General features: G+C 66.1%; 20 protein-coding genes and 1 riboswitch. Of the genes, 13 read left to right on the top strand and 7 right to left on the bottom strand.

Translation table 11 applies throughout. From position 1 onward, the window contains the following. Positions 1–332: 332 nt before the first annotated feature. The 3 genes from DAEP_RS0108435 to DAEP_RS24205 form a co-directional block, all read right to left on the bottom strand. On the bottom strand, positions 333–1,001 hold the full coding sequence (locus tag DAEP_RS0108435; protein ID WP_008557530.1) for a Crp/Fnr family transcriptional regulator: 669 nt from the start codon (positions 999–1,001) through the stop codon (positions 333–335). 88 nt (positions 1,002–1,089) lie between these two features. Further along, positions 1,090–1,620, bottom strand: coding sequence for a peptidoglycan-binding domain-containing protein (locus DAEP_RS0108430; RefSeq protein WP_027244355.1), 531 nt, complete (start codon positions 1,618–1,620; stop codon positions 1,090–1,092). Positions 1,621–1,694: 74 nt separating this feature from the next. Next, complete coding sequence (locus DAEP_RS24205; RefSeq protein WP_027244354.1) at positions 1,695–1,910, bottom strand: hypothetical protein; 216 nt, start codon at positions 1,908–1,910, stop codon at positions 1,695–1,697. Between the two features lie 166 nt (positions 1,911–2,076). Between DAEP_RS24205 and DAEP_RS0108420 the strand changes: the two genes are divergently transcribed. From DAEP_RS0108420 to DAEP_RS0108410, 3 genes are all read left to right on the top strand, one after another. Continuing rightward, on the top strand, positions 2,077–2,400 hold the full coding sequence (locus tag DAEP_RS0108420; protein ID WP_008556963.1) for a 2Fe-2S iron-sulfur cluster-binding protein: 324 nt from the start codon (positions 2,077–2,079) through the stop codon (positions 2,398–2,400). 32 nt (positions 2,401–2,432) lie between these two features. Beyond that, positions 2,433–3,245, top strand: a complete 813-nt coding sequence (locus tag DAEP_RS0108415) for an FG-GAP repeat domain-containing protein (protein ID WP_245595070.1) — start codon at positions 2,433–2,435, stop codon at positions 3,243–3,245. 135 nt (positions 3,246–3,380) lie between these two features. Further along, a complete protein-coding gene (locus DAEP_RS0108410; protein WP_027244352.1) occupies positions 3,381–5,105 on the top strand; it encodes a DUF1217 domain-containing protein in 1,725 nt (574 codons plus the stop codon). A 233-nt stretch (positions 5,106–5,338) separates the two neighbouring features. On the opposite strand, the gene DAEP_RS0108405 is transcribed toward DAEP_RS0108410, so the two are convergent. Both DAEP_RS0108405 and purD read right to left on the bottom strand, forming a co-directional pair. After that, positions 5,339–5,824, bottom strand: coding sequence for a GNAT family N-acetyltransferase (locus DAEP_RS0108405; protein WP_027244351.1), 486 nt, complete (start codon positions 5,822–5,824; stop codon positions 5,339–5,341). A 243-nt stretch (positions 5,825–6,067) separates the two neighbouring features. Next, positions 6,068–7,333 carry a phosphoribosylamine--glycine ligase gene (purD, locus tag DAEP_RS0108400; protein WP_027244350.1) on the bottom strand — a complete coding sequence of 422 codons (1,266 nt, stop codon included), beginning with the start codon at positions 7,331–7,333 and terminating at the stop codon, positions 6,068–6,070. A 134-nt stretch (positions 7,334–7,467) separates the two neighbouring features. Between purD and xseA the strand changes: the two genes are divergently transcribed. Next, on the top strand, positions 7,468–8,976 hold the full coding sequence (gene xseA / locus DAEP_RS0108395; RefSeq protein WP_027244349.1) for an exodeoxyribonuclease VII large subunit: 1,509 nt from the start codon (positions 7,468–7,470) through the stop codon (positions 8,974–8,976). A 19-nt stretch (positions 8,977–8,995) separates the two neighbouring features. On the opposite strand, the gene DAEP_RS0108390 is transcribed toward xseA, so the two are convergent. Next, positions 8,996–9,391 carry a hypothetical protein gene (locus DAEP_RS0108390; RefSeq protein WP_008556803.1) on the bottom strand — a complete coding sequence of 132 codons (396 nt, stop codon included), beginning with the start codon at positions 9,389–9,391 and terminating at the stop codon, positions 8,996–8,998. A 132-nt stretch (positions 9,392–9,523) separates the two neighbouring features. On the opposite strand from DAEP_RS0108390, the gene DAEP_RS0108385 reads away from it, so the two are divergent. From DAEP_RS0108385 to DAEP_RS0108370, 4 genes are all read left to right on the top strand, one after another. Continuing rightward, positions 9,524–10,162, top strand: coding sequence for a lysoplasmalogenase (locus DAEP_RS0108385; RefSeq protein ID WP_027244348.1), 639 nt, complete (start codon positions 9,524–9,526; stop codon positions 10,160–10,162). Positions 10,163–10,239: 77 nt separating this feature from the next. Beyond that, on the top strand, positions 10,240–11,427 hold the full coding sequence (gene ftsY, locus DAEP_RS0108380) for a signal recognition particle-docking protein FtsY (protein ID WP_027244347.1): 1,188 nt from the start codon (positions 10,240–10,242) through the stop codon (positions 11,425–11,427). 119 nt (positions 11,428–11,546) lie between these two features. Then, entirely contained in the window at positions 11,547–12,449 is a 903-nt protein-coding gene (locus DAEP_RS0108375; protein WP_027244346.1) for a DMT family transporter, read from the top strand. A 28-nt stretch (positions 12,450–12,477) separates the two neighbouring features. Next, complete coding sequence (locus DAEP_RS0108370) at positions 12,478–13,089, top strand: inner membrane-spanning protein YciB (RefSeq protein WP_008554165.1); 612 nt, start codon at positions 12,478–12,480, stop codon at positions 13,087–13,089. 102 nt (positions 13,090–13,191) lie between these two features. Here the strand turns inward: DAEP_RS0108370 and DAEP_RS0108365 are convergent, their stop codons facing one another. Beyond that, the gene (locus DAEP_RS0108365) at positions 13,192–13,881 is read right to left on the bottom strand and encodes a glutathione S-transferase N-terminal domain-containing protein (protein WP_027244345.1); all 690 of its coding nucleotides are present in this window, start codon (positions 13,879–13,881) and stop codon (positions 13,192–13,194) included. A gap of 148 nt (positions 13,882–14,029) precedes the next feature. Further along, positions 14,030–14,108: riboswitch (SAM riboswitch) on the top strand. Between the two features lie 58 nt (positions 14,109–14,166). On the opposite strand from DAEP_RS0108365, the gene metZ reads away from it, so the two are divergent. The 5 genes from metZ to DAEP_RS0108340 all read left to right on the top strand — a co-directional run bounded on the left by metZ (position 14,167) and on the right by DAEP_RS0108340 (position 20,950). After that, the gene (gene metZ, locus DAEP_RS0108360; protein WP_027244344.1) at positions 14,167–15,357 is read left to right on the top strand and encodes an O-succinylhomoserine sulfhydrylase; all 1,191 of its coding nucleotides are present in this window, start codon (positions 14,167–14,169) and stop codon (positions 15,355–15,357) included. A gap of 335 nt (positions 15,358–15,692) precedes the next feature. Then, positions 15,693–16,796, top strand: a complete 1,104-nt coding sequence (folE2, locus tag DAEP_RS0108355) for a GTP cyclohydrolase FolE2 (protein ID WP_027244343.1) — start codon at positions 15,693–15,695, stop codon at positions 16,794–16,796. 302 nt (positions 16,797–17,098) lie between these two features. After that, positions 17,099–18,037 (top strand): hypothetical protein, encoded by a 939-nt coding sequence (locus tag DAEP_RS23295; RefSeq protein ID WP_051337346.1) that lies wholly within the window; start codon positions 17,099–17,101, stop codon positions 18,035–18,037. Positions 18,038–18,084: 47 nt separating this feature from the next. Continuing rightward, complete coding sequence (locus DAEP_RS0108345) at positions 18,085–19,533, top strand: TrkH family potassium uptake protein (RefSeq protein ID WP_027244342.1); 1,449 nt, start codon at positions 18,085–18,087, stop codon at positions 19,531–19,533. A 178-nt stretch (positions 19,534–19,711) separates the two neighbouring features. Then, positions 19,712–20,950 (top strand): aspartate kinase, encoded by a 1,239-nt coding sequence (locus tag DAEP_RS0108340; protein WP_008557620.1) that lies wholly within the window; start codon positions 19,712–19,714, stop codon positions 20,948–20,950. The last annotated feature ends 267 nt before the right edge of the window (positions 20,951–21,217 follow it).

Below are 21,217 nucleotides of genomic sequence, written 5' to 3'. Positions count from 1 at the left end.
CGGCCTTTTGCTGTGCGGCCGGTCTTTGCTGTACGGCCTTTGCTGTGCTGGCTGGGCCTGAGGCTTTTCTGAGAAGTCTCAGGCAGAAGGTTTCAGAAAACTTTTGCGCGCGGCGGATGCCGGGCAGCGGCAGGCATGGGGGGGCTGGATGGGGAAGAGCCATGTGCTGGCGGGCACATGGCTCTTGTTGGACAGGCAGCCATTGGGATGGAACGGATAATGGCTGTCTATGAAACGGTTATGGTACAGCCGCGCCAAGGCTTCTGTGACCGGGATTACAGAGCGCCGATTTTATTGCAGAAATCTGCGGATGACCCGGGCCGCGGGCGGGATCAGATGGAATCGGGTTCCGCCAGAACGGCCAGTTCGCTGCGGTCCAGGATCTGCACGCCGCCGCGGCTGATGCCGACCAGGCCGTTGCGTTTCCAGGCGGCCAGGGTCTTGGATACCGCCTCGCGGGTGGCGCCGACGAATTCCGCCAGCTCTGCCTGCGACAGGGCCACGCGGCCGTCGCTGCCCTCGGGCGCGAGATACAGCAGCTTGCGCGCCAGCCGCACCGGCATCGGCAGGAACACCTGCTCGTTCAACTGGGTGTTCATCCAGCGCATCCGCTGCCCGGCCAGCCGCAACAGGTCGGCGGCGAGGTCCGGGTGCTGGCGGATCTGGTCGACCACGTCGCCGCTGCGCAGGCGCAGCACCCGGCTGGGCTCGGCGGCGATGGCGGTGGCGGTGCGCTCACCCGGGTCAAAGAGGGTGATTTCGCCGAACACCGCGCCGGGGCGCATCATGTCGAGCGACAGCTTGCGCCCGGAGGCCGACAGCACCGAAAACTCCAGCGCGCCTTCGGCAATGGCATACAGCGCATCGCCCGCATCGCCCTGTTCGAACAGCACCTCCCCCTGGCGCAGGCGCACCTCGGTGGCCTGGCTTTCCAGCATCCGGCGCAGCGGGCCAGAGGCGCCGGAGAGGAAGCCGGAATCCGGCAGGCGGGTTGTCAGCATGGCCAAGTCTCTTTGCGTCTGGAGCCCAGTCCGGCGGAGCTTAGCAGAGGCTTGGGTCCCGGGGAACCGGGGAACTGAACCGGCTGGTTCAGCCGGTGACGGCGATCAGCCCGAGCCTGCGGGCGGAGGCCAGGGTCAGGGTGCCGCTGTCCAGCCCCAGCGGCGCCTGGTAGCGCTGCACCGCCGCGCGGGTGGCGGCGTCCATCTGGCCATGCACCGGGCCGCGGTAAAAACCGCGCGCGGCCAGCGCCCGCTGCACGGTGCGGATGAAGTCCGGGGTCATCATTTCGGGGCAGGGGATTTCGAACCAGTGTTCCTGCCGCGGCTGCACGATCTGCTGGCGGGTGTCGGTGCGGAACAGCGCGGGGCGGACGATCCGGCCGCTGCTGTCGGTTTCCGCGGGCCGGGCCAGCACCTGGCTGGTGACGGTCTCGATCACGGCGGGGGAGGTGTGTTTGCTCCAGCAGGTGCCGGGCGGCGCACCGGGCGGGGCGTAGCGCCCGGCGCGGGTGACATCGCCGCCGGGCGGCGGCTGGACGCAGGCAGGCAGCGCCGCCAGGGCGGCCAGCAGCAGCGCGGGCGCGAGACGCCGGCAGGTCGTGATGAGGGGTGGCGTCATACCCGGATGCCTTTGTCAGCGTGCCTGTGGTCTGCGCCCCTGGCGGTGCCGGGCGCTTATGCTTTGGCGGCAGCCTAGCTCAGTTCGCAGCCGTCCGCAAAGGCCGGATCGCCCTGGCGGCCCTGCTCCGCCAGCAGGAGGTCGCGCATGGGGGAGATGTCCTCGGCGGTTCCGGCAATCACACGGGCGAGCGGATGCGGCCGCTGCAGCCGCCCGGAGATGACCGCGCGGCGGTGCCGGGGCGCGGCGGCGGCGGGCCCTATGGCTGGTCCTGCGGAGGGGGCTGGCATGAGGCAAACGGGCTGCGCGGTTGAGAAATTTCCAGAGCGAACAAACAAAGAACATGCGGCTCGAAAGTCCACCTGCGGCAGGGCGGGGTCGCAATTGGGGCTGGCACCGGCGCGGGCGCTTGGCTACACAGTCGCGCAAGTACCGGGAAAGGGAAGAGAGCTGACAATGGCAAAGATCACTTACATCGAGCACAACGGCACCGAACATGTTGTGGATGTAGCCAACGGGCTGACCGTGATGGAAGGCGCGCGCGACAACAATATTCCGGGCATCGAGGCCGATTGCGGCGGCGCCTGCGCGTGCTCGACCTGCCATGTCTACATCGCGCCGGACTGGGTCGAGAAGCTGCCCGCCAAGGACGACATGGAAGAGGACATGCTGGATTTCGCCTATGAGCCCGATCCGGCCCGCTCGCGCCTGACCTGCCAGATCAAGGTGACCGACGATCTGGACGGCCTGGTGGTGCATATGCCCGAAAAACAGATCTGATGCGTGCCGGGCCGGCAGCGCGGCGTCTGAGGATGCGCGCCCGGCCCGGTTCCGCCCGCCGCGCGTGGCGGGCGGTGTGTCTGGGGCTGGCCCTGGCCGGGCCTGCTGCGGCGCAGGCGGATGAAGGCTGCGGCCCCGGACCGTTTTACAGCCCGCGCACGGTGGAGGGCTCGCTGGTCCGGCTGGGCGAAGCGGCCGCAGCTTACGAGGATCTGACAGGCCGCTACGGGCACGGGGTTCTGGGCGATGCGCTGGAGCCGGAGACGCTGCGCTACTGGCCGCCGGCGCTGCCGGGCCGCTGCGGTGTCAGCGTGACCTTGGACGAGGCCCATGTGTTCGAGGATCTGGCGCCGCGGCTCGCCGATCTCGACGGCGACAGTCTTCCCGAAGTTATCACTGTGCGCAGCCACCGCAGCAAGGGGGCGCAGATTGCCGTTTACGGCCTGCGGGCGGGTCGGCTGGAGCTGGTGGCCCAGACGCCCTACATCGGACAGAGCAATCGCTGGCTGGCCCCTGTCGGCGCTGCCGATCTCGATCGCGACGGGTATGCGGAGATCGCCTATATCGACCGGCCGCATCTGGCAAAGACCTTGCGCATCTGGCGGTTCCGGGACGGTGCGCTCAGCGAGGTTGCCAGTGCGCCCGGCCTGACCAATCACCGGATCGGCCAGGATTTCATCACCTCGGGCATCCGCGATTGCGGCCAGGGTCCGGAACTGGTGACGGTCAGCGGCGGCTGGCGCCGGATCATGGCCTCACGGCTGCAAGAGGGCCGCATCGCCAGCCGGGACATCGGCCCGTTCCGGCCGGACACGGGGCTGCGGCACGCGCTGGCCTGCCGCTGAGCACCGCCCCGCACGCCTGCGGCCTTAAAATCTCCGCGCCCGTTTCCGGTTTATTCACCACCTCGGGATACTCTTTGTGCCGGATGGGCAGATCCGGGCGCGCCGGCCCGGAGCGGTTTTACAGGAGTGAGCAGCGTGAGCTTTACGCCATATGTGTTCGGCACCGGCATTGCGGGATGGAGCTTCCTGCAGCGGACCCGTGACCAGCAGCAGGAGGTTTACGAGAAATCGCCCGTCCTTGACCGGACGGTGAAGGATTTCACGCAGCGCATCACCAGCATTCAGTCGGCGGATCAATTGCTGGATGACTACAACCTGCTGACCGTGACCCTGGGCGCCTTTGGCCTGGATGAGGACATCAACAACAGGGCCTTCATCAAACAGGTTCTGGAATCGGACATGAGCGACCCCAAGTCGATCGTGAACCGGCTGAACGACAGCCGCTATCAGGCGCTGGCGGAAACCTTTGGCTTTGGCAGCGCCGACGGCCCAAAGCTGCCGAGTGCCAGGGCGGAGAACGAATTTGCCGGCATCGCCACGCCGGATGACCTGCTGTCAAACCGCACCCTGCTGCGCAAGGCGCTTGGCAACGCCGGGCTTGAGGGGCTGGAAAACAATCAGTTCTTTCTGCAGAAAGTCCTGGAATCCGACCTCGACGACCCCAGCTCCTTTGCCAACAAGCTGTCAGACCCGCGTTATGCGGCCTTTGCCGGGCAGTTCAATTTCGGTCAGGTGCCGACCTATGAAAGCAGCATCGAGGCGCTGGTTTCTGAGTTCAACCAGCACACTGAAGGTCTGGCCAGCGCGGATGATCTGCTGGCGGATGAAGATCTGCTGCAGGCCGTCATTGACACGTTCGGCCTGGAAAGAACCTATCCGGATTTCCTGCGGCGGGTGCTGAATTCGGATACCACCGATCCCGACTCCTTCGTCAACCAGCTGGAGGATAAGCGCTATCTTGCGGTGTCAGAGGCGTTTGGTTTCGGCTGGCCGGATATCAACGCGATGACCGATCCGGAGGAACTGCTGTCGAACCCGCAGCTGCTGGAGCATGCGCTGGACACTTTCAACGTCAGCGACCGGGGGGAGACCTATCTGAGACAGGTGCTGGAATCCGACCTGTCCGACCCGAATTCCTTTGTGAACCAGCCGGAAAACCTGGCCTATTACAACTTTGCCGAGGCGTTCCAAAATGAATGGCCTGAGCCTGTCAGCAAGATGCAGGTGTTCGCGGATGAGATCACCGATAAGCTGGGCACCTTCACCAACCCGCGGGAACTGGTCTTTGACCTGAGCCTGTTCGAGGCCACGCTGGACCTGTTCGGCCAAAGCAAGCGGAGCACGGATTTCGATACCGTGCTGAAGGCGTTTGACTCCGACCTTTCCTCCAGCACGTCCTATGCCAACACGCACTATGATACCGGACTGAAGTTGATGACACAGGCCTTCGCTTTCAATCCGGGGGAGGTCAGCCGGGAGTATCCGGAAGGGTTTGCCGAGGAGCTGGCCGAGCTTTACACCACCCGCCAGTTTGAAATCGAGATCGGCAACTCGGATCCGAACATGCGGCTGGCGCTGGCGCTGGAGCGCGAGCTGCAAGATGTTGTGGATGCGGGCGGCAGCGAAAACGCGCACTGGTACAATATCATCGGGTCGCCGCCGCTGCGGAGTATTTTCGAAACCGCGCTGGCCCTGCCCTCCGGTATTGCGCAGCTGGATATCGAACGCCAGCTGGAGGAGATGAAGGACCGCGCCTTTTCAGCCTTTGGCACCACCCACCCGGCCGATTTCCTGGAGCCGGAGATGCTGGATCAGTTCCGCAATCGGTTCCTGCTGCTGAGCGATCTGAACAGCTATTAAGGCTGCGGGTCCGGCTGCAAGCGGTTAAGCGCTTGCCCGGCGGCCAGACTGGAAGCGGCGTGCCGGCTGGCACCAGCAGAGGGCCGGGGCGGTATCGGCCGGGCTGGCAGGCCTGCCGGCGCTCAGGTTATTGCAGTCAGAAAAACACGGGCAGTTCGGGCGCGGCCCGCGGCCGCGGTTAATCGGCTTGGGGTGTTCAGGGGCGTTTCCAGGGGGCCGCCCCAGCCCGCCGCTCAGCCGCAGGCCGGGCTGCCTGGCAGGGGCTTCTCCATGGTCACAGAGGTCGGCCTGTCGAACCCCGGGTGCGCGGTTTCTCCTGTCTTGCAAAATCCCATGCTGGCAAAGGCGGCGTGGTTTTCGGTCAGCTCCACGCGGGTCTGCAGCCGCAGCACCGGCAGATCAAGCGCTCTGGCGCGGGTGGCGGCAAGCTCCACCAGCGCGCGGGCCAGCCCGCTTCCACGCTGCGCCTCGTCCACCGCCAGTTTGCCCAGGTAGAGGCAATCGGGGCGGGGCGTCAGGAAGACGCAGGCCGCAGGCGGCGTGCCGGCCACCCAGATTTCACCCTTGCGGCACTGGACCTGAAGCGCGGCCAGCGTCAGACGGTGCATGGAGGACGGCGGGTCAATGCGCCCTTCCATAGCGGCAAAGCTGCGCCGGATCAGCTCCAGCACATCCTCCAGGCCGGGATCACCGGCACAGAGCCGGCGGAGCGGGGTCATCGTGCTGTCCTGATGGCAAACCTCCTGCGCCGTGGCGGGCGGCAGGGGGGCGGTGCGCGTCATGGCCTGTTCCTCCCTCCGCGGCAGGATATCCCTCCGCTGCGGTGCGGGCAAACCGGGAAACGGCAAACGCCTGCGCCTGCCAGGGCGCAGGCCGCCGGGCGCGGCAGCGCCCGGCCACGCCCAACGGCGAAGGGCAATCTGTGATTGACCGGGAGCCGGCGGGAGCGCTTGCCTGCCGTGTTACTTCAGCGCGCGCCAGCCGATGTCGCGGCGGAAGAAGCCCTGCGGCCAGTCGATCCCGTCCGCCATGGCATAGGCGCGGTCGCGGGCCTCCTGCAGGCTTTCGCCGCGGGCGGTCACGTTCAGCACCCGGCCGCCAACGGCCAGCACCTTGCCGTCCTGCGCCTGGGTGCCCGCGTGGAACACCATGTTGCTGCTGTCCTCGGGCAGCGCGTCCAGGCCCTTGATCTCGGAGAACTTTTCATACGACCCCGGATAGCCTTCGGACGCCATCACCACGGTGATCGCGTGGTCATCGGCCCAGTTCACCTGCGCCTCACCCAGCCGGCCCTCGGCGGCGGCGTGCATCAGATCCAGCGCCTGGGCGCCGAGGCGCATCATCAGCACCTGGCATTCCGGATCGCCGAAGCGGACGTTGTATTCCACCAGCCGCGGCTGGCCGTCCTTGATCATCAGACCGGCATACAGCACGCCCTGATAGGGCATGCCGCGCTCTGCCATCACCTTCATGGTGGGCTTGACGATCTCTTCCATCGCCTTGGCCTCGACCTCTGCCGACAGGACCGGCGCGGGGGAGTAGGCGCCCATGCCGCCGGTGTTGAGGCCGGTGTCGCCTTCGCCGACGCGCTTGTGGTCCTGGGCGGAGCCGATCGCCAGCACGTCCTCGCCATCGACCAGCACGAACAGGGAGGCCTCCTCGCCTTCCATGAATTCCTCGATCACCACCTCGGCGCCCGCGCCGCCGAAGACGCCGCCGAACATGTCGTCGATCGCCGCCATGGCCTCGTCCTCGGTCATCGCGATGATCACGCCCTTGCCGGCCGCCAGACCGTCGGCCTTGACCACCGTGGGCACGCCGTGTTTGCGCACATGCGCCTTGGCGGCCTCGGCATCGGTGAAGTGGCCGTAGCCTGCGGTGGGGGCGTTGGCCGCGTCGCAGATTTCCTTGGTGAAGCTTTTGGAGGCTTCCAGCCGCGCCGCCGCCCCGGAGGGGCCGAAGACCAGGATGCCCGCCTCGCGCAGCCGGTCGCCAACGCCCGCGGCCAGCGGCGCCTCGGGGCCGACGATCACGAAGTCGATGGCGTTTTCCTCGGCAAAGGCGGCCACGGTGCCGCCATCCTCGATGTCGAAGGTGGCGCAATCGGCGATCTGTGCGATGCCTGCGTTGCCCGGCGCCACGATCAGCTTGTCGCATTTGGGGTTCTGCATCACTGCCCAGGCCAGGCTGTGTTCGCGTCCGCCGCTGCCGAGGATTAGGATGTTCATCTGCGTGTTCTCCGATCTGCCTGAGCCGAGAGGCATCCCGGCGCTCTCCGGGGCTTGCCTTGCTTGCGGCGCGTTCTATGCTGCGCGCGACTTCAAAACAAGACCGGCCAAAGGCCGCAGGAGAGCAGCCCCCGATGTCCGACCTGTTTGACGACCCAATCCCCTCTGACCGGCCCGGGCAGAACGCCCCGGAGTTCACCGTTTCGGAAATCTCCGGCGAGGTGAAGCGCACGCTGGAGGGCACTTTTGGCCGTATCCGGGTGCGCGGCGAGGTGGGCCGGGTGTTCAAGGCACGCTCCGGCCACCTGTATTATGACATCAAGGATGACCGCTCGGTGCTGGCCTGCACCACCTGGAAGGGCCAGATCAGCGGCTTGTCGGTGGTGCCGGAGGAAGGTCTGGAGGTGGTTGTCACCGGACGGCTGACCGCGTTCGGGGCGCAGTCCAAGTACAACATGAACGTGGATGAGGTGGCTGTTGCGGGCCAGGGTGCGCTGATGGCGCTGCTGGAAAAACGCAAGAAGCAGCTGGAGGCGGAAGGCCTGTTTGCGCCGGAGCGCAAGAAGCCGCTGCCTTATCTGCCGCAGATCATCGGCGTGGTGACCTCGCCCTCGGGCGCGGTGATCCGGGACATCCTGCACCGGTTGCGCGACCGTTTCCCGCGCAAGGTGCTTGTGTGGCCGGTGGCGGTGCAGGGGCAGAACTGCGCGCCGGAGGTGGCCCGCGCCATCGACGGCTTCAACCGGCTGACGCCGGGCGGCGCGCTGCCGCGGCCCGATCTGATCATTGTTGCCCGCGGCGGCGGCTCGATCGAGGATCTGTGGGGGTTTAACGAGGAGATCGTGGCGCGCGCCGCGGCGGCTTCGCAGATCCCGCTGATCTCTGCGGTGGGGCATGAGACGGATACCACGCTGATTGATTTTGTGTCCGACCGGCGGGCGCCGACGCCGACCGCGGCGGCGGAACTGGCGGTGCCGGTTCGGCTGGAGCTGATGGCCTGGACTGAGACCCAGGGCGCGCGGCTGACCCGTGCTGCGGGGCAGGCGGTGCAGCTCAGGCGCCAGCGGCTCAATGATCTGGCGCGCGCGCTGCCGAAGCCCGACACATTGCTGGAAACCCCGCGGCAGCGGCTGGACCGGATTTCGGACCGGCTGCCCGGCGCGCTGATTTCCGGCGTGCAGCGCCGCCGGGTGCATCTGAGCGAAACCGCGGCGTCCTTGCGCCCGGCCACCTTGCGGCAGCTGGTCGAGGGGCGGCGGAACCGGTTGCAGAACCTGTCCTCGCGCCTGAGCCTGCGGCCGATCCAGCGGGAAATGGCGGCGCAGAAGGACGCGCTGGGACGGCTGGCGCAGCGGCTGGATGCGGCGCAGGCTGTGCGCATCGACCGCCAGCGCCAGGCCCTGACCGCCACCGGGCGGCAGCTGGAGATCCTGAGCTACAAGGCGACGCTGGAACGCGGCTATGCGGTGGTGCGTTCAGGGGATGAGATCCTGACCACCCGGGCCGCTGCCGCCAAGGCAGGTGCCCTGCAGATCGAATTTGCCGATGGCACGCTGGATCTGGACGGTGGCGCCGCTGACGCGACGAAGACGGAAGGACCGAACCCGCCGGCAAAGGGCGGCGGCCAGGGCACACTGCTCTAGCGGGGCATTTGCGGCGGTCTCAGGTGCCCACGTCGGGGCCGTAGCACAGCATGTCCTCGCCGATGTCCTCGGCCTCGTACAGCTCGGTCGAGGCCGGATCATCCTCGAACCGGGCCGTCAGCCCGCCGGGGGTAAGCTCAAAGGTCCAGCACTGCGGATCATCGCGGTTGTCATAGACGAAACAGATCTGGCCTGCCTCCTCGTACCAGGTTCCGTCCTGGCATTTGCCGTCCAGGAAGGACCAGATCACCCGGCGGTCCGGCAAATAGCGTTCGACCCCGTAGAGAGAGCCGCCGAAGCCATAGAACAGCGTGCGGCCCTGGGTGTAGCGGTCGAATTCCGCAGCGCCAAGCGGCTCGCCTGCCGCCAGCGGGGCGGGCAGGGCTGCCAGCAGGAGAATCATCAAGGAGCGCATGACGCAACTGTGCCTCAGGACCGGCGCCGGCGCCAAGCCTTGCGTGTTTCTGCGCAGGCTCCCGCCGGGTCACCTTTGACGGCGCGCGCCCTGCGGGAACAAAGTGGCGGAAAATCAAAGGGGAGGCAGGGCATGACGGAACTGGCACTGTGGGCGGGGGCTGCGGCCTGTGCGTTGGTTTATCTGGCCATGGCAGCGCAGCCGCCCGGTTTGCTGCGCAGCGCGGTGAAGACCGCCTCGGTGGCGTTGCTGGCGGTTGCGGCACTGCTGGCGGGGGCGCCCTGGCTGCTGGCGGTTTCGCTGGCGCTGTGCGCGCTGGGGGATCTGTTCCTGTCGCGCGACGGTGAGGGGGCGTTCATGGCAGGCGTCGGCGCCTTTGCCGCCGGGCATCTGGCCTATGCGGCGCTGTTCCTGACGCAGGATGCCAGCGATCCGGCGCGGCTGCTGCAGATGCCTGGCGCGGCAATCGCTGCGGGCCTGCTGGTGCTGGGACTGGGGATGGCGCGCCTGCTGGCGCCGCGGGCCGGGGCGCTGAAGGGGCCGGTGCTGGCCTATATCCCGATCATCCTTGGCATGGGGGCGGCGGCGCTGACGCTGCCGTTCGGCCTTGGGGTCTTTGCCGCGGCCTGCGCCTTCATGCTGTCGGACATGGTGCTGGCGGCGGAAACTTTCGTCCTGCCCGAGGACCATGCGCTGCGCCGGATCACGCCCTATGCGGTCTGGCCGCTTTACTGGGGGGCGCAAGCGGGCTTTCTGGCGGCATTTTCCTGATCTGCGCGGCGCGTTGCGCTTTGCACTCCGCCCCAATCCGCATTAGGTGAGGGGCAGACCCTTTTGCGGAGACCATGATGGCGTTTTTCTCAAAGCTCAAGGAGCGGCTGTTCAAATCCTCCTCCAAGCTCGAGCAGGGGCTCGATGCGATTGTCGAGGAGGGCGCGGAAAGCGCTGCGGATGAGGTGGCGGAGGCCCTGGCAGCGGCCCCGGCGGTGACGCCGGAGCAGCCTGCGCCTGCGCCGGTTCCGCAGCCGGACCCGGCCGCCGCGCCGCAGCCTGCGCCCGAAGCTGAGCCTGCGCCGCAGCCGGAGGCCGCGCCCAAGCCCGCACCGGAGCCCGCGCCGGCCCCCGCAGCGGAGCCTGAGAAAAAATCGCCGGGCCTTTTGGGCCGTCTGATGGGCCGCGGCACCGCCGCCGCCGAGCCGCGCCGGGCGCTGGATGACGACATGCTGGAGCAGCTGGAAGAGCTGCTGATCGCCGCCGACATGGGGGTGGACACCGCGCTGCGGGTGACCGCCAACCTGGCCGAGGGGCGGATGGGCAAAAAGGTCTCCAGCCGCGAGATCAAGGAACTGCTGGCGCAGGAAGTTGCGCGCATCATGGAACCGGTGGCAAAGCCGCTGCCGATCTATGCAAAGCGGCCGCAGGTGGTGCTGGTCGTGGGCGTGAACGGCTCCGGCAAGACCACAACCATCGGCAAGCTGGCCAGCCAGTTCAAAGGCGCCGGCAAGAAGGTGGTGATTGCCGCGGGCGACACCTTCCGCGCCGCTGCTGTCGAACAGCTCCAGGTCTGGGGCGACCGGGCCGGCGTGCCGGTGCTGACCGCTCCCGAAGGCTCCGATCCGGCCTCCTTGGCGTTTGACGCCATGACCAAGGCACAGGAGGACGGTGCAGACCTTTTGATGATCGACACCGCGGGCCGGCTGCAGAACCGCGCCGACCTGATGGAGGAGCTGGCCAAGATCGTGCGCGTGATCCGCAAGAAGGACGAGACCGCGCCGCACAACACGCTGCTGGTGCTGGACGCTACCACCGGCCAGAACGCGCTGAGCCAGGTCGGCACCTTCCAGCAGCTGGCGGATGTCTCCGGCCTGGTGATGACCAAGCTGGACGGCACCGCCAAGGGCGGGGTGCTGGTGGCGCTGGCGGACAAGTTCGGCCTGCCGATCCACGCCATCGGGGTGGGCGAGCAGATTGACGATCTCGCCCCTTTTGATCCGGAAGAGTTCGCGGCAGCGCTCACAGGCCTGGAAAAGACCTGATCCTTTACTCATCTGGCTGAAAATACCCCGGGGGGCGTCCATTGTGGCGCCATTGGTTCAAGCACAATGGGCGCGGGGCAGAGCCCCCGGCGCTCTCATCAGACGCAAAGGCATTTGATTTGAGCGATTGGCTGATCTCCCTGGAGGGCACCGAGGCCGGGCACCAGGCCGCGCTGTTTCTGGCGATCTGGGCAGCCTTCCTGCACGCGGTGTTCGGCGCGCTGCAGAAGGGGCGCCATGATCCCTGGCTGTCGCGCGGGGCGATCGACTTTTCCTATTGCGTGATGGCGGCGCCGTTTGCGCTGTTCGTGGTGCCCTGGCCGGAGCCGCATATGTGGCTGATCTTTGCGGTCGCCTGGGGCATCCACGTCTTTTACAAGCTGTTCCAGGCGCTGGCCTATACCAAGGGCAGCTATACCGTTGTCTACCCGGTGGTGCGCGGCACCGGGCCGCTGTTCACGGTGATCGGCTCCTTCTTCCTGTTCGGCGAGGTGTTCACCCTCGTGCAATGGCTGGGGGTGGCGGTGCTCTTGGCGGGGATCTTTGGCCTCGCGGCCTATAACTACCGCTATCTGACGGTGAACCGCGACACGCTGGGGATTGCGCTGGGGCTGGCGGTGGTGACCGGGTTGTTTGTGGCCGCCTACACCACATATGACGCCTACGGCATCCGGGCGACCGCCGATCCGTTCACCTTCCTTGCGTGGTTCTTCATGATCGACGGGCTGGTGTTCCCGGTGATTGCCTTCAGCCGCTGGCGCAGCATGGCGGAACCGCCCGCGCCGGGGCCGCTGATGGTCCGGGGGGTCTTTGGCGGTCTGGTGGCGTTCGCCTCCTTTGGCGCCATCATGCTGGCGACGCGGCTCGACAAGGTGGGGGAGGCGGCGGTGCTGCGCGAGACCTCCACCGTTTTTGCCGCCCTCATTGGCTGGCTGGTGCTGAAGGAAACCGTCGGCCCGCGGCGGATAGCCTTGATGGCTTTGATCGCCCTGGGCGCCGTGATAGTGGAAATGGGCGGCTGAGACCGCGCAAGAGCATTGAGGAGGCCCCATGGCCGCGAAAAAGATCAACCCGACCCTGAAGATGGTGCTGGAGCTTGGACCCATCGTCCTGTTCTTCATCGGCTATCTGAAGCTGAAGGATGAGGTGTTTCTGATCGGCGGCAGCGAATACAAGGGCTTCATCGTCATCACCGCGGCCTTCATCCCGCTGATGGTGGCGTCCACGCTCGCCCTGTGGAAGCTGACCGGCCATCTGTCGCGGATGCAGTTCGCGACGCTCATCCTGGTGGTGCTGTTCGGCGGCATGTCGGTCTGGTTCAACGATGACCGCTTCATCAAGATGAAGCCGACGATGCTGTATCTGCTGTTCGGCGGCTTGCTTGGGATCGGCCTGATGCGCGGGCAAAGCTGGCTGAAGGTGGTGATGGAGGAGCTGATGCCGCTGAAGCAGGAGGGCTGGATGATCCTCACGCGGCGGCTGTGCGCGTTTTTCTTTGGCCTCGCGGTGGCCAATGAGCTGATCTGGCGCACCCAGAGCACCGAGACCTGGGTTTATTTCAAGACCTTCGGCCTGCCGGTGGCGATGTTTGCCTTCTTCATGCTGCAGGGGCAGCTGTTCCAGAAATACAGCGACGAGGAAGAGGCCGGCCCGGCGGAGTAACCCCCGGCGGCGGCGGGCTCCCGCGCCTTTGCCCCTCATCAAAGATGCGGCGCAAAGCCTTGGGCCGGGCAGCGCACCTGCGGTGCGCTGCGGTTGCGCGGCTTAGCAGCCCTGACCGAAAATCACCTGCTGCGCCTTGCTGTCCGAGCGGTCGGCGCGCAGATCCGCGTGCAGCGCCCGGCCCGCCACAACGCCCGGACGCGACCACATCAATTCCAGCCAGCGCGCCAGATGCGGCTTGTCTTCCAGGGTTTGCTGCTGGCCCTCCCAGAGCGACGCCCAGGGCCAGATGGCGATGTCGGCAATCGTGCAGTCAGCGCCGGCCACATACTCAGTCTCCGCCAGCTGCCGGTCCAGCACGCCATAGAGGCGGGCAACCTCGCTGCGGTAGCGGTCCTTGGCGTAGGGGATATCTTCGGGCGCGTACTTCAGGAAGTGATGCGCCTGGCCCGCCATCGGGCCGACGCCGCCCATCTGCCACATCAGCCATTGATCCACCTTGAGCCTTGCGCGTTCGCCGCTGCCGTAGAACTGCCCGGTCTTGCGGGCGAGGTACTGGAGGATGGCGCCGCTTTCGAACAGCGAGACCGGCGCGCCGTCCGGCCCGTCCGGGTCGGTGATCGCAGGCATCCGGTTGTTGGGGGAGATCTTCAGGAACTCCGGCGCGAACTGGTCTCCCTTGCCGATGTCGGTCAGGGTCACGTCGTAGGGCAGGCCCATCTCCTCCAGCGCGATGGAGATTTTCCAGCCATTTGGTGTCGGCCAGTAGAAGAGCCGGATGGGGGTCTGCATCGCGTGCCTCCGTCAGTGTGCGGGCCCACAGGAGCATGGGGCGCGGGGCCGGGCAAGGGGCATTGGCGCTCACATCGTTGTGACGCTGGCGCGGGGCGTGCGGGGATGCTGCCGCTTGACCGAATCCCGCAAGATGCGTAAAGCCCCTGCATCACATCGTGGCGATTTGTTACCGGATTGCGGGCCACGTTAAACAATCCCGCTAAAGAGGTCAGGACGTGAAGGACCCCCTTTCGCTTGGCCGATTGGGGTTTTTTTGTGCGCTGCGGCGCGAGGAGACTGAAGATGAGCGACACCTGGAACAGCCGCACCAAGCTGGTGCATGCAGGCACCCGCCGCAGCCAGTACAACGAGGTGAGCGAAGCGATTTTCCTGACCCAGGGCTTTGTCTACGAGACAGCCGAGCAGGCCGAGGCGCGGTTCATCGAGACCGGCCCGGATGAGTTCATCTATGCCCGCTACGGCAACCCGACCGTCGACATGTTCGAAAAGCGCATCGCGGCGCTGGAAGGGGCCGAGGATGCCTTTGCCACCGCCTCCGGCATGGCGGCCGTGAACGGCGCGCTGACCTCGCTGGTGAAGGCAGGGGACCACATCGTGTCCGCAAAGGCGCTGTTCGGCTCCTGCAACTATATCCTGGCGGATGTGCTGGGCCGCTTCGGGGTGGAGGTGACCTTTGTCGACGGCACCGATCTGGACGCCTGGAAGGCCGCGGTGCGCCCGGACACCCGGGCGGTGTTCTTCGAGAGCATGTCGAACCCGACGCTGGAAGTGATCGACATCAAGGCGGTGGCTGAGATTGCCCATTCGGTTGGCGCCGCTGTGGTGGTGGACAACGTGTTTTCGACCCCGGTGTTCTCCAACGCGGTCCAGCAGGGCGCCGATGTGGTGATCTATTCCGCGACCAAGCATATCGACGGCCAGGGCCGGGCGCTGGGCGGGGTGGTGCTGGGCACCAGGGATTACATCCGCGGCACGCTGGAACCCTATATGAAGCACACCGGCGGCTCCCTGAGCCCGTTCAATGCCTGGGTGATGCTGAAAGGGCTGGAGACCCTGTCGCTGCGGGTCAATGCGCAGGCGGAGACCGCGCTGAAGATTGCCGGGGCGCTGGACGGCCATCCGGCGCTGGAGCGCACCATCTATCCGGGCCTGAAGTCCCATGCGCAGAACGCGCTGGTCCAGACCCAGCTGGGCGGCAAGGGCGGCACCGTCTTGTCGCTGGACCTGAAGGGCGGCAAGGCGGCGGCCTTCAAGTTCCTGAACGCGCTGACCATCCCGGTGATCTCCAACAACCTGGGCGATGCCAAGTCGATCGCCACCCACCCGGCGACCACCACCCACCAGCGGCTGAGCGACGCACTGAAGGCGGAGCTGGGCATCACGCCCGGCCTGGTGCGCTTCTCGGTCGGGCTGGAGGATGCGGACGACCTGATCGCTGATATCGAGGCCGCGCTGGAGGCCGCGCAGGCCTGAGCCCGGCAGAATTTCATCTTTCCCGAAATACTCTCGGGGGTGAATTGAGCCGGAAGGCTCAAGAGGGGGCAGACAGCCCCCTTTCTCTTTTTCAGCGCCATCGGATCAGGCGGCGCGGCCGAAAAAGCCGATGGTTTCCGCGTCATTGAAGCGCACGCCGGGGCGGGGGCCTGCACAGCCCCGCGCGGGAGAGGGCGCTTGCAGGGGCGATGGGGGTCCGTTAAGGCGCCGGTTCTGCCGCAAATGGCGGATCCGTTTTGATAATTGCCGCGTAACAGTATATGAGGGTAGCCTGCCGCACCCTATATGGGCCGTATCACTTGGGGGAAACGCCGATGAACATTCACAACCGCGACGCTGCCGAGGCGCCGGACCGCGAGGCAGCCGCCGCCGCGCTGGATGTGCTGCGGGCCTGGGCCGGCACCGTGAGCGAGACCGAGATTGCCGAGCTGGATCCGGCGGTTGCGCGGCTGCTGCCGGGCCGCGAGGTCGGCAATTATCCGGATCTGTCGCGGACCTACCCCGGGGATTTCAAATCCGACGAGGCCTATCGCGCGACGCTGCCCGATTTGCAGAACGGGCCGACCAGCCTGATCCGCGGCGCCAAGGAGCAGATCCAGCACGTGGGGATTTCGAACTTCCGGCTGCCGATCCGCTTTCACACCCGCGACGACGGCGACCTGACGCTGGAAACCAGCGTCACCGGCACCGTGTCCCTGGATGCGGGCAAGAAGGGCATTAACATGTCCCGGATCATGCGCACCTTCTACAAGCACGCGGAGCGCACGTTCAGCTTTGAGGTCATGGCCAGCGCGCTGGACGACTACCTGAGCGATCTGGACAGCCCGGATGCGCGCATCCAGATGCGGTTTTCCTTCCCGGCACGGGTCAGCAGCCTGCGCTCCGGCCTCAGCGGTTATCAGTATTACGACTTTGCGCTGGAGCTGGTGGACCACGACGGGGTGCGTGAGAAGATCATGCATCTGGACTATGTCTATTCCTCGACCTGCCCGTGCTCGCTGGAGCTGTCGGAGCACGCCCGCCAGGCGCGGGGGCAATTGGCGACGCCGCATTCGCAGCGCTCCGTGGCGCGGATTTCGGTGCAGTCGGTGCCGGGCAGCGGCTGCCTGTGGTTCGAGGACCTGATCGAGCTGTGCCGCAAGGCGGTGCCGACCGAGACCCAGGTGATGGTGAAGCGCGAGGACGAGCAGGCCTTTGCCGAGCTGAACGCCGCCAACCCGATCTTTGTCGAGGATGCGGCGCGGCTGTTTTGCGAGGCGCTGCAGGGCGATCCGCGGATCGGCGATTTCCGGGTGGTGGCCAGCCATCAGGAAAGCCTGCACAGCCATGATGCCGTCAGCGTGCTGACGCAAGGCGAGCTGTTCAAGGCGATGAGCCTGGACCCGAAACTGTTCGCGACCCTGATCCACCACGGCTGAGCCTTGCGCGGCCTGCCTGCCGTGCAGGCAGGTTTCCGCCTGAATCGGCCCTGCGGCGCGGCATTTTCTGCATTGCCGCAAAATTTATGCCGCTGCGCAGAAACGCATGTTAGCCTGACTTGCGAATCCCCCGGTTATCCTGCCGGGGGCAGGGGAGATTGTGCGCAGGTGTCTGCAATAGACGGCCCGGATTCTGCTGTACCCGGCCCGGGGCTGAACCGGCGACCGCTCCCCATTCCCTTTGCCCGGAGATCGCAATGCAGCCCCGGTGCGAGGCCAGTGCAGGACTTGAGGAGTATCAGATGACGAGCTTTCACCAAATTGCCGGTTTCACGGCCCGGGCGCATGAATGGGCCGGGTTTGCAGCCGGTATGCAGCTGAAGCTGTGGCGCCAGGCGGCAGAGGCCGCGCTGCAGGCCCCCTATGAGCAGATGCGGATGGCGCAATCCATGCTTGAAGCGCAGCGGCGGCTGTTGAGGGCAACCCCGGCGGCTGTGGAGACCGCACCGGCGGCCAGAGCGGACGTGAAGGCGGACACCGCAGCAGCGCCCGAGGCGGACACCGCAGTCAAGGCAGACCCCGGCAAGGCACCAGCTGCCAAGACGGCCCGGAAGGCGGCGCGCAAGACCGCAACCCGCAAGCCTGCTGCGCGCAAGGCCCCGGCCCGTGCAGCGGCGGCAAACACGGCGGCGAAGCCGGAGCAGGCGAAACCGGCCGCGGCGCAGCCCGCCAAAGCGGCGGAGGACAAACCGGCCGCCAAACAAGGCGGAGCGGCTGGCGGACCCGGAATGAAAGAGGCGCCTGCGATGTTCCGCGCCTCCCCGGCCCGCAAGAGCGCGCCGGAACAGAGCGCCAAGGCGGAAGAGAAACCCGCGGCCAAGCCCGCAGCAGCACCTGCCGCAGCGCCGCAAGCCAAGGCCGCTGAGGCAAAGGCGCCCGAAGCAAAGGCCGCGGCGCCTGAAGCGAAAACGCCCGCCGCTAAGGCGCCGGAGGCAAAGGCACCTGAAGCAAAGGCAACTGATGCAAAGGCGCTTGACGCAAAGACGGCTGATGCAAAGGCGCCTGAGGGGAAAGCAGCAGAGGCCAAGGCACCCGAGGCAAAAGCCCCGGCTGCGGAGGCGCAAGCTCCGGCCAAGGCAGAAGCCGATCAATCCGGTTCTGCCAAGCGGCCGCGCCAGCCGTCCTCTCCGCCGCAGATGCCGCAGCGCAACGCTGCGGGCAAAAGCGGCAGCGGCCAATAGCGCCGCACACTTGACACTTACCGCGCGGGGGGCCAACGCTGCGCCGCATGTTGGATCTCCGCCCGGTTGGGTATGTCATCGGCCTGCTGGTCGTCATCTTGGGAGCCATGATGGTGTTCCCGCTGCTGGTCGACCTGCTGGACGGCCGCGGCGAATGGCATGTGTTTCTGGAAAGCGCGGTGTTCACCATCCTGGTGGGCGGCCTGCTGGCGCTGAGCTGCGCCAACGGGGTGAAGGAGGGGCTGAGCATCCGCCAGACCTTCCTTCTGACCACGACGGTCTGGCTGGCGCTGCCGCTGTTCGGGGCGGTGCCGCTGATGCTGGGCGCCACCGAACTGCGGTTCGTCGATGCGTTCTTCGAGGCGATGTCGGGGCTGACCACCACCGGCTCGACGGTGATTTCGGGACTTGATGATCTGCCGCGCGGGCTGCTTTTGTGGCGCGGCATCCTGCAGTGGCTTGGCGGTATCGGCATCATTGTGGTTGCGATGGTGTTCCTGCCCGAGCTGCGGGTCGGGGGGATGCAGATCTTCAAATCCGAAAGCTTTGACACCTTTGGCAAAATCCTGCCGCGCGCGCAGGCGATCGCCAAGCAGATCTCGCTGATATACGTGTCGCTGACGCTGGTCTGCATGCTGGTCTACATGGTGATGGGCATGGGGCCGTTTGATGCGCTGGTGCATTCGATGACCACCATCGCCACCGGCGGCTTTGCCAATTACGATGCGTCCTTCGGCGCCTTTGCCGGGCCGGTGGAATATGCCGCGTCCGTCTTCATGATCCTCGCGGCGCTGCCGTTCGTGCGCTATGTGCAGCTGATCAACGGCCATGGCACCCCGATGCTGCTCGACAGCCAGATCCGCGGCTTCATGATGACGCTGGGGCTGCTGGTCGCGATTGCTGCGGGGGTGCTGTATTACTCGCGCCCGCACGGCGGCGAGGAAGCGCTGCGCTCGGCCCTGTTCAACATCACCTCGATCATGTCCGGCACCGGCTATGCCAGTGCCGATTACATGCAATGGGGCAGCTTCCTGGTGATGATCTTCTTTTTCACCGGGCTGATTGGCGGCTGCGCGGGGTCCACCGCCTGTTCGGTCAAGATCTTCCGCTATCAGCTGCTGTTTGCCTCGATCCGCAACCAGATCCAGCGCATCCGCTCGCCGCACGGGGTGTTCATCACCCGCTATGAGGGGCGCCCGGTGGACGCCGAGGTGCTGAGCTCGGTGATCTCCTTCTTCATGTTTTTCGTGGTCACATTGGGCGTGGTGGCCTGGGCGCTGGCGCTGACGGGGCTGGACTTCGTGACCGCGGTGTCGGGCGCGGCCACGGCGGTGGCCAACATCGGACCCGGCCTGGGAGAGACCATCGGGCCTGCCGGGAACTTCTCAACCCTCAACGATCCGGCGAAGTGGATCCTGAGCGCGGCAATGCTGATCGGGCGGCTGGAGCTGATGGCGGTCTATGCCATTCTGACGGTGCGGTTCTGGCGCGGCTGACAGCCTGCGCATTGGCAGAAATTGCGCAAAGCGGCGGTTGTGGCGGTTTGCCGCGCCGCTGGACCCGGTTCAGCCGCAGCTTCCTTGCCGGATGGGGCTGCGCGCTCTTGCCCTTGCAGGGCCGCTCGCATATGAGGCACGGGACCGAAACCCGCAAGCGCAGGGAGACCCGCTCCATATGCCCGTACTTGTGATGAAATTCGGCGGCACTTCTGTCGCCAACCTGGACCGCATCCGCCGCGCCGCCAAACGCGTCGGCGTTGAAGTGGCCAAGGGCTATGACGTGATCGTCATCGTCTCTGCCATGTCCGGCAAGACCAACGAGCTGGTGGGCTGGGTTGACGAGACCTCGCCGCTGTATGACGCGCGCGAATATGACGCCGTGGTGTCCTCTGGCGAGAACGTGACCGCGGGCCTGATGGCGCTGACGCTGCAGGAGATGGATGTTCCGGCGCGCAGCTGGCAGGGCTGGCAGGTGCCGCTCAAGACCAACTCGGCGCACAGCCAGGCCCGGATCGAGGAGATCCCGCCGGAAAACATCCGCGCCAAGTTTGCCGAGGGCATGAAAGTGGCGGTTGTGGCCGGGTTCCAAGGCATCAGCCCCGAGGGGCGGATCACCACCCTGGGCCGGGGCGGTTCCGACACCACGGCAGTGGCGTTTGCCGCCGCTTTCGAGGCGGAGCGCTGCGATATCTACACCGACGTGGACGGTGTCTATACCACCGACCCGCGGATTTGCGACAAGGCGCGCAAACTGGACAAAATCGCCTTTGAAGAGATGCTGGAGCTGGCCTCGCTGGGGGCCAAGGTGCTGCAAACCCGCTCGGTCGAACTGGCAATGCGCTATAAGGTGAAGCTGCGCGTTCTGTCGAGCTTTGAGGAACAGTCCGACGAGGCCGGAACCCTGGTCTGCGACGAGGAGGAAATCATGGAATCCAATGTTGTGGCCGGTGTGGCCTATTCCCGTGACGAAGCCAAGCTGACCGTGCAGTCGGTGGCCGACCGCCCCGGCATCGCGGCCACCATCTTTACCACGCTGAGCGACGCGGGCGTGAATGTGGACATGATCGTGCAGGATATCTCCGAAGAGGGCCGCACCGACATGACCTTCTCCTGCCCGACCGACCAGGTTGCCCGCGCCGAGAAGGCGCTGCTGGCGATCAAGGAAAAGGGTGAGCTGAACTATGCGGAGCTGCTGGCCGACCGGAATGTGGCCAAGGTTTCGGTGGTCGGCATCGGTATGCGTTCGCAGTCCGGCGTGGCGGCGAAGATGTTCAAGGTGCTGTCGGACGAGGGCATCAACATCAAGGTGATCACCACCTCGGAAATCAAGATTTCGGTGCTGATCGACCGTAAGTACATGGAGCTGGCCGTGCAGGCGCTGCATGACGCATTTGAGCTGGAGAAAGCCGGCTAAGCGCTGATCCGGACCTGAGAACCGACTCACTGCAAGGGCGCCCTTCCGGCGCCTTTGTTGTGTCTGGACCGCGTTGCGCTGTATTCTGCGCTACCCTGGCAGGCGCTGCTCTGATTGCGGGCAATGCAGTAAAAACACTTGGACTTTTCAGTGCGGGGTGGGACAAGTAGGTGGAGGAGAGAGCGCTGGCGTACTACTCTGGGCGGTATCCGTTCCGGAACAGCAGTCGGGCGGCAGCGTGCGGGGAAACGACCTCGGGAGAGGGTG

Origin of the sequence: Leisingera daeponensis DSM 23529, assembly GCF_000473145.1 — a bacterium.
Classification (GTDB): Bacteria; Pseudomonadota; Alphaproteobacteria; order Rhodobacterales; family Rhodobacteraceae; genus Leisingera; species Leisingera daeponensis.
The sequence above is the reverse complement of the archived record's forward strand: the minus strand, read 5'-3'. Positions and strand labels throughout refer to the sequence as shown.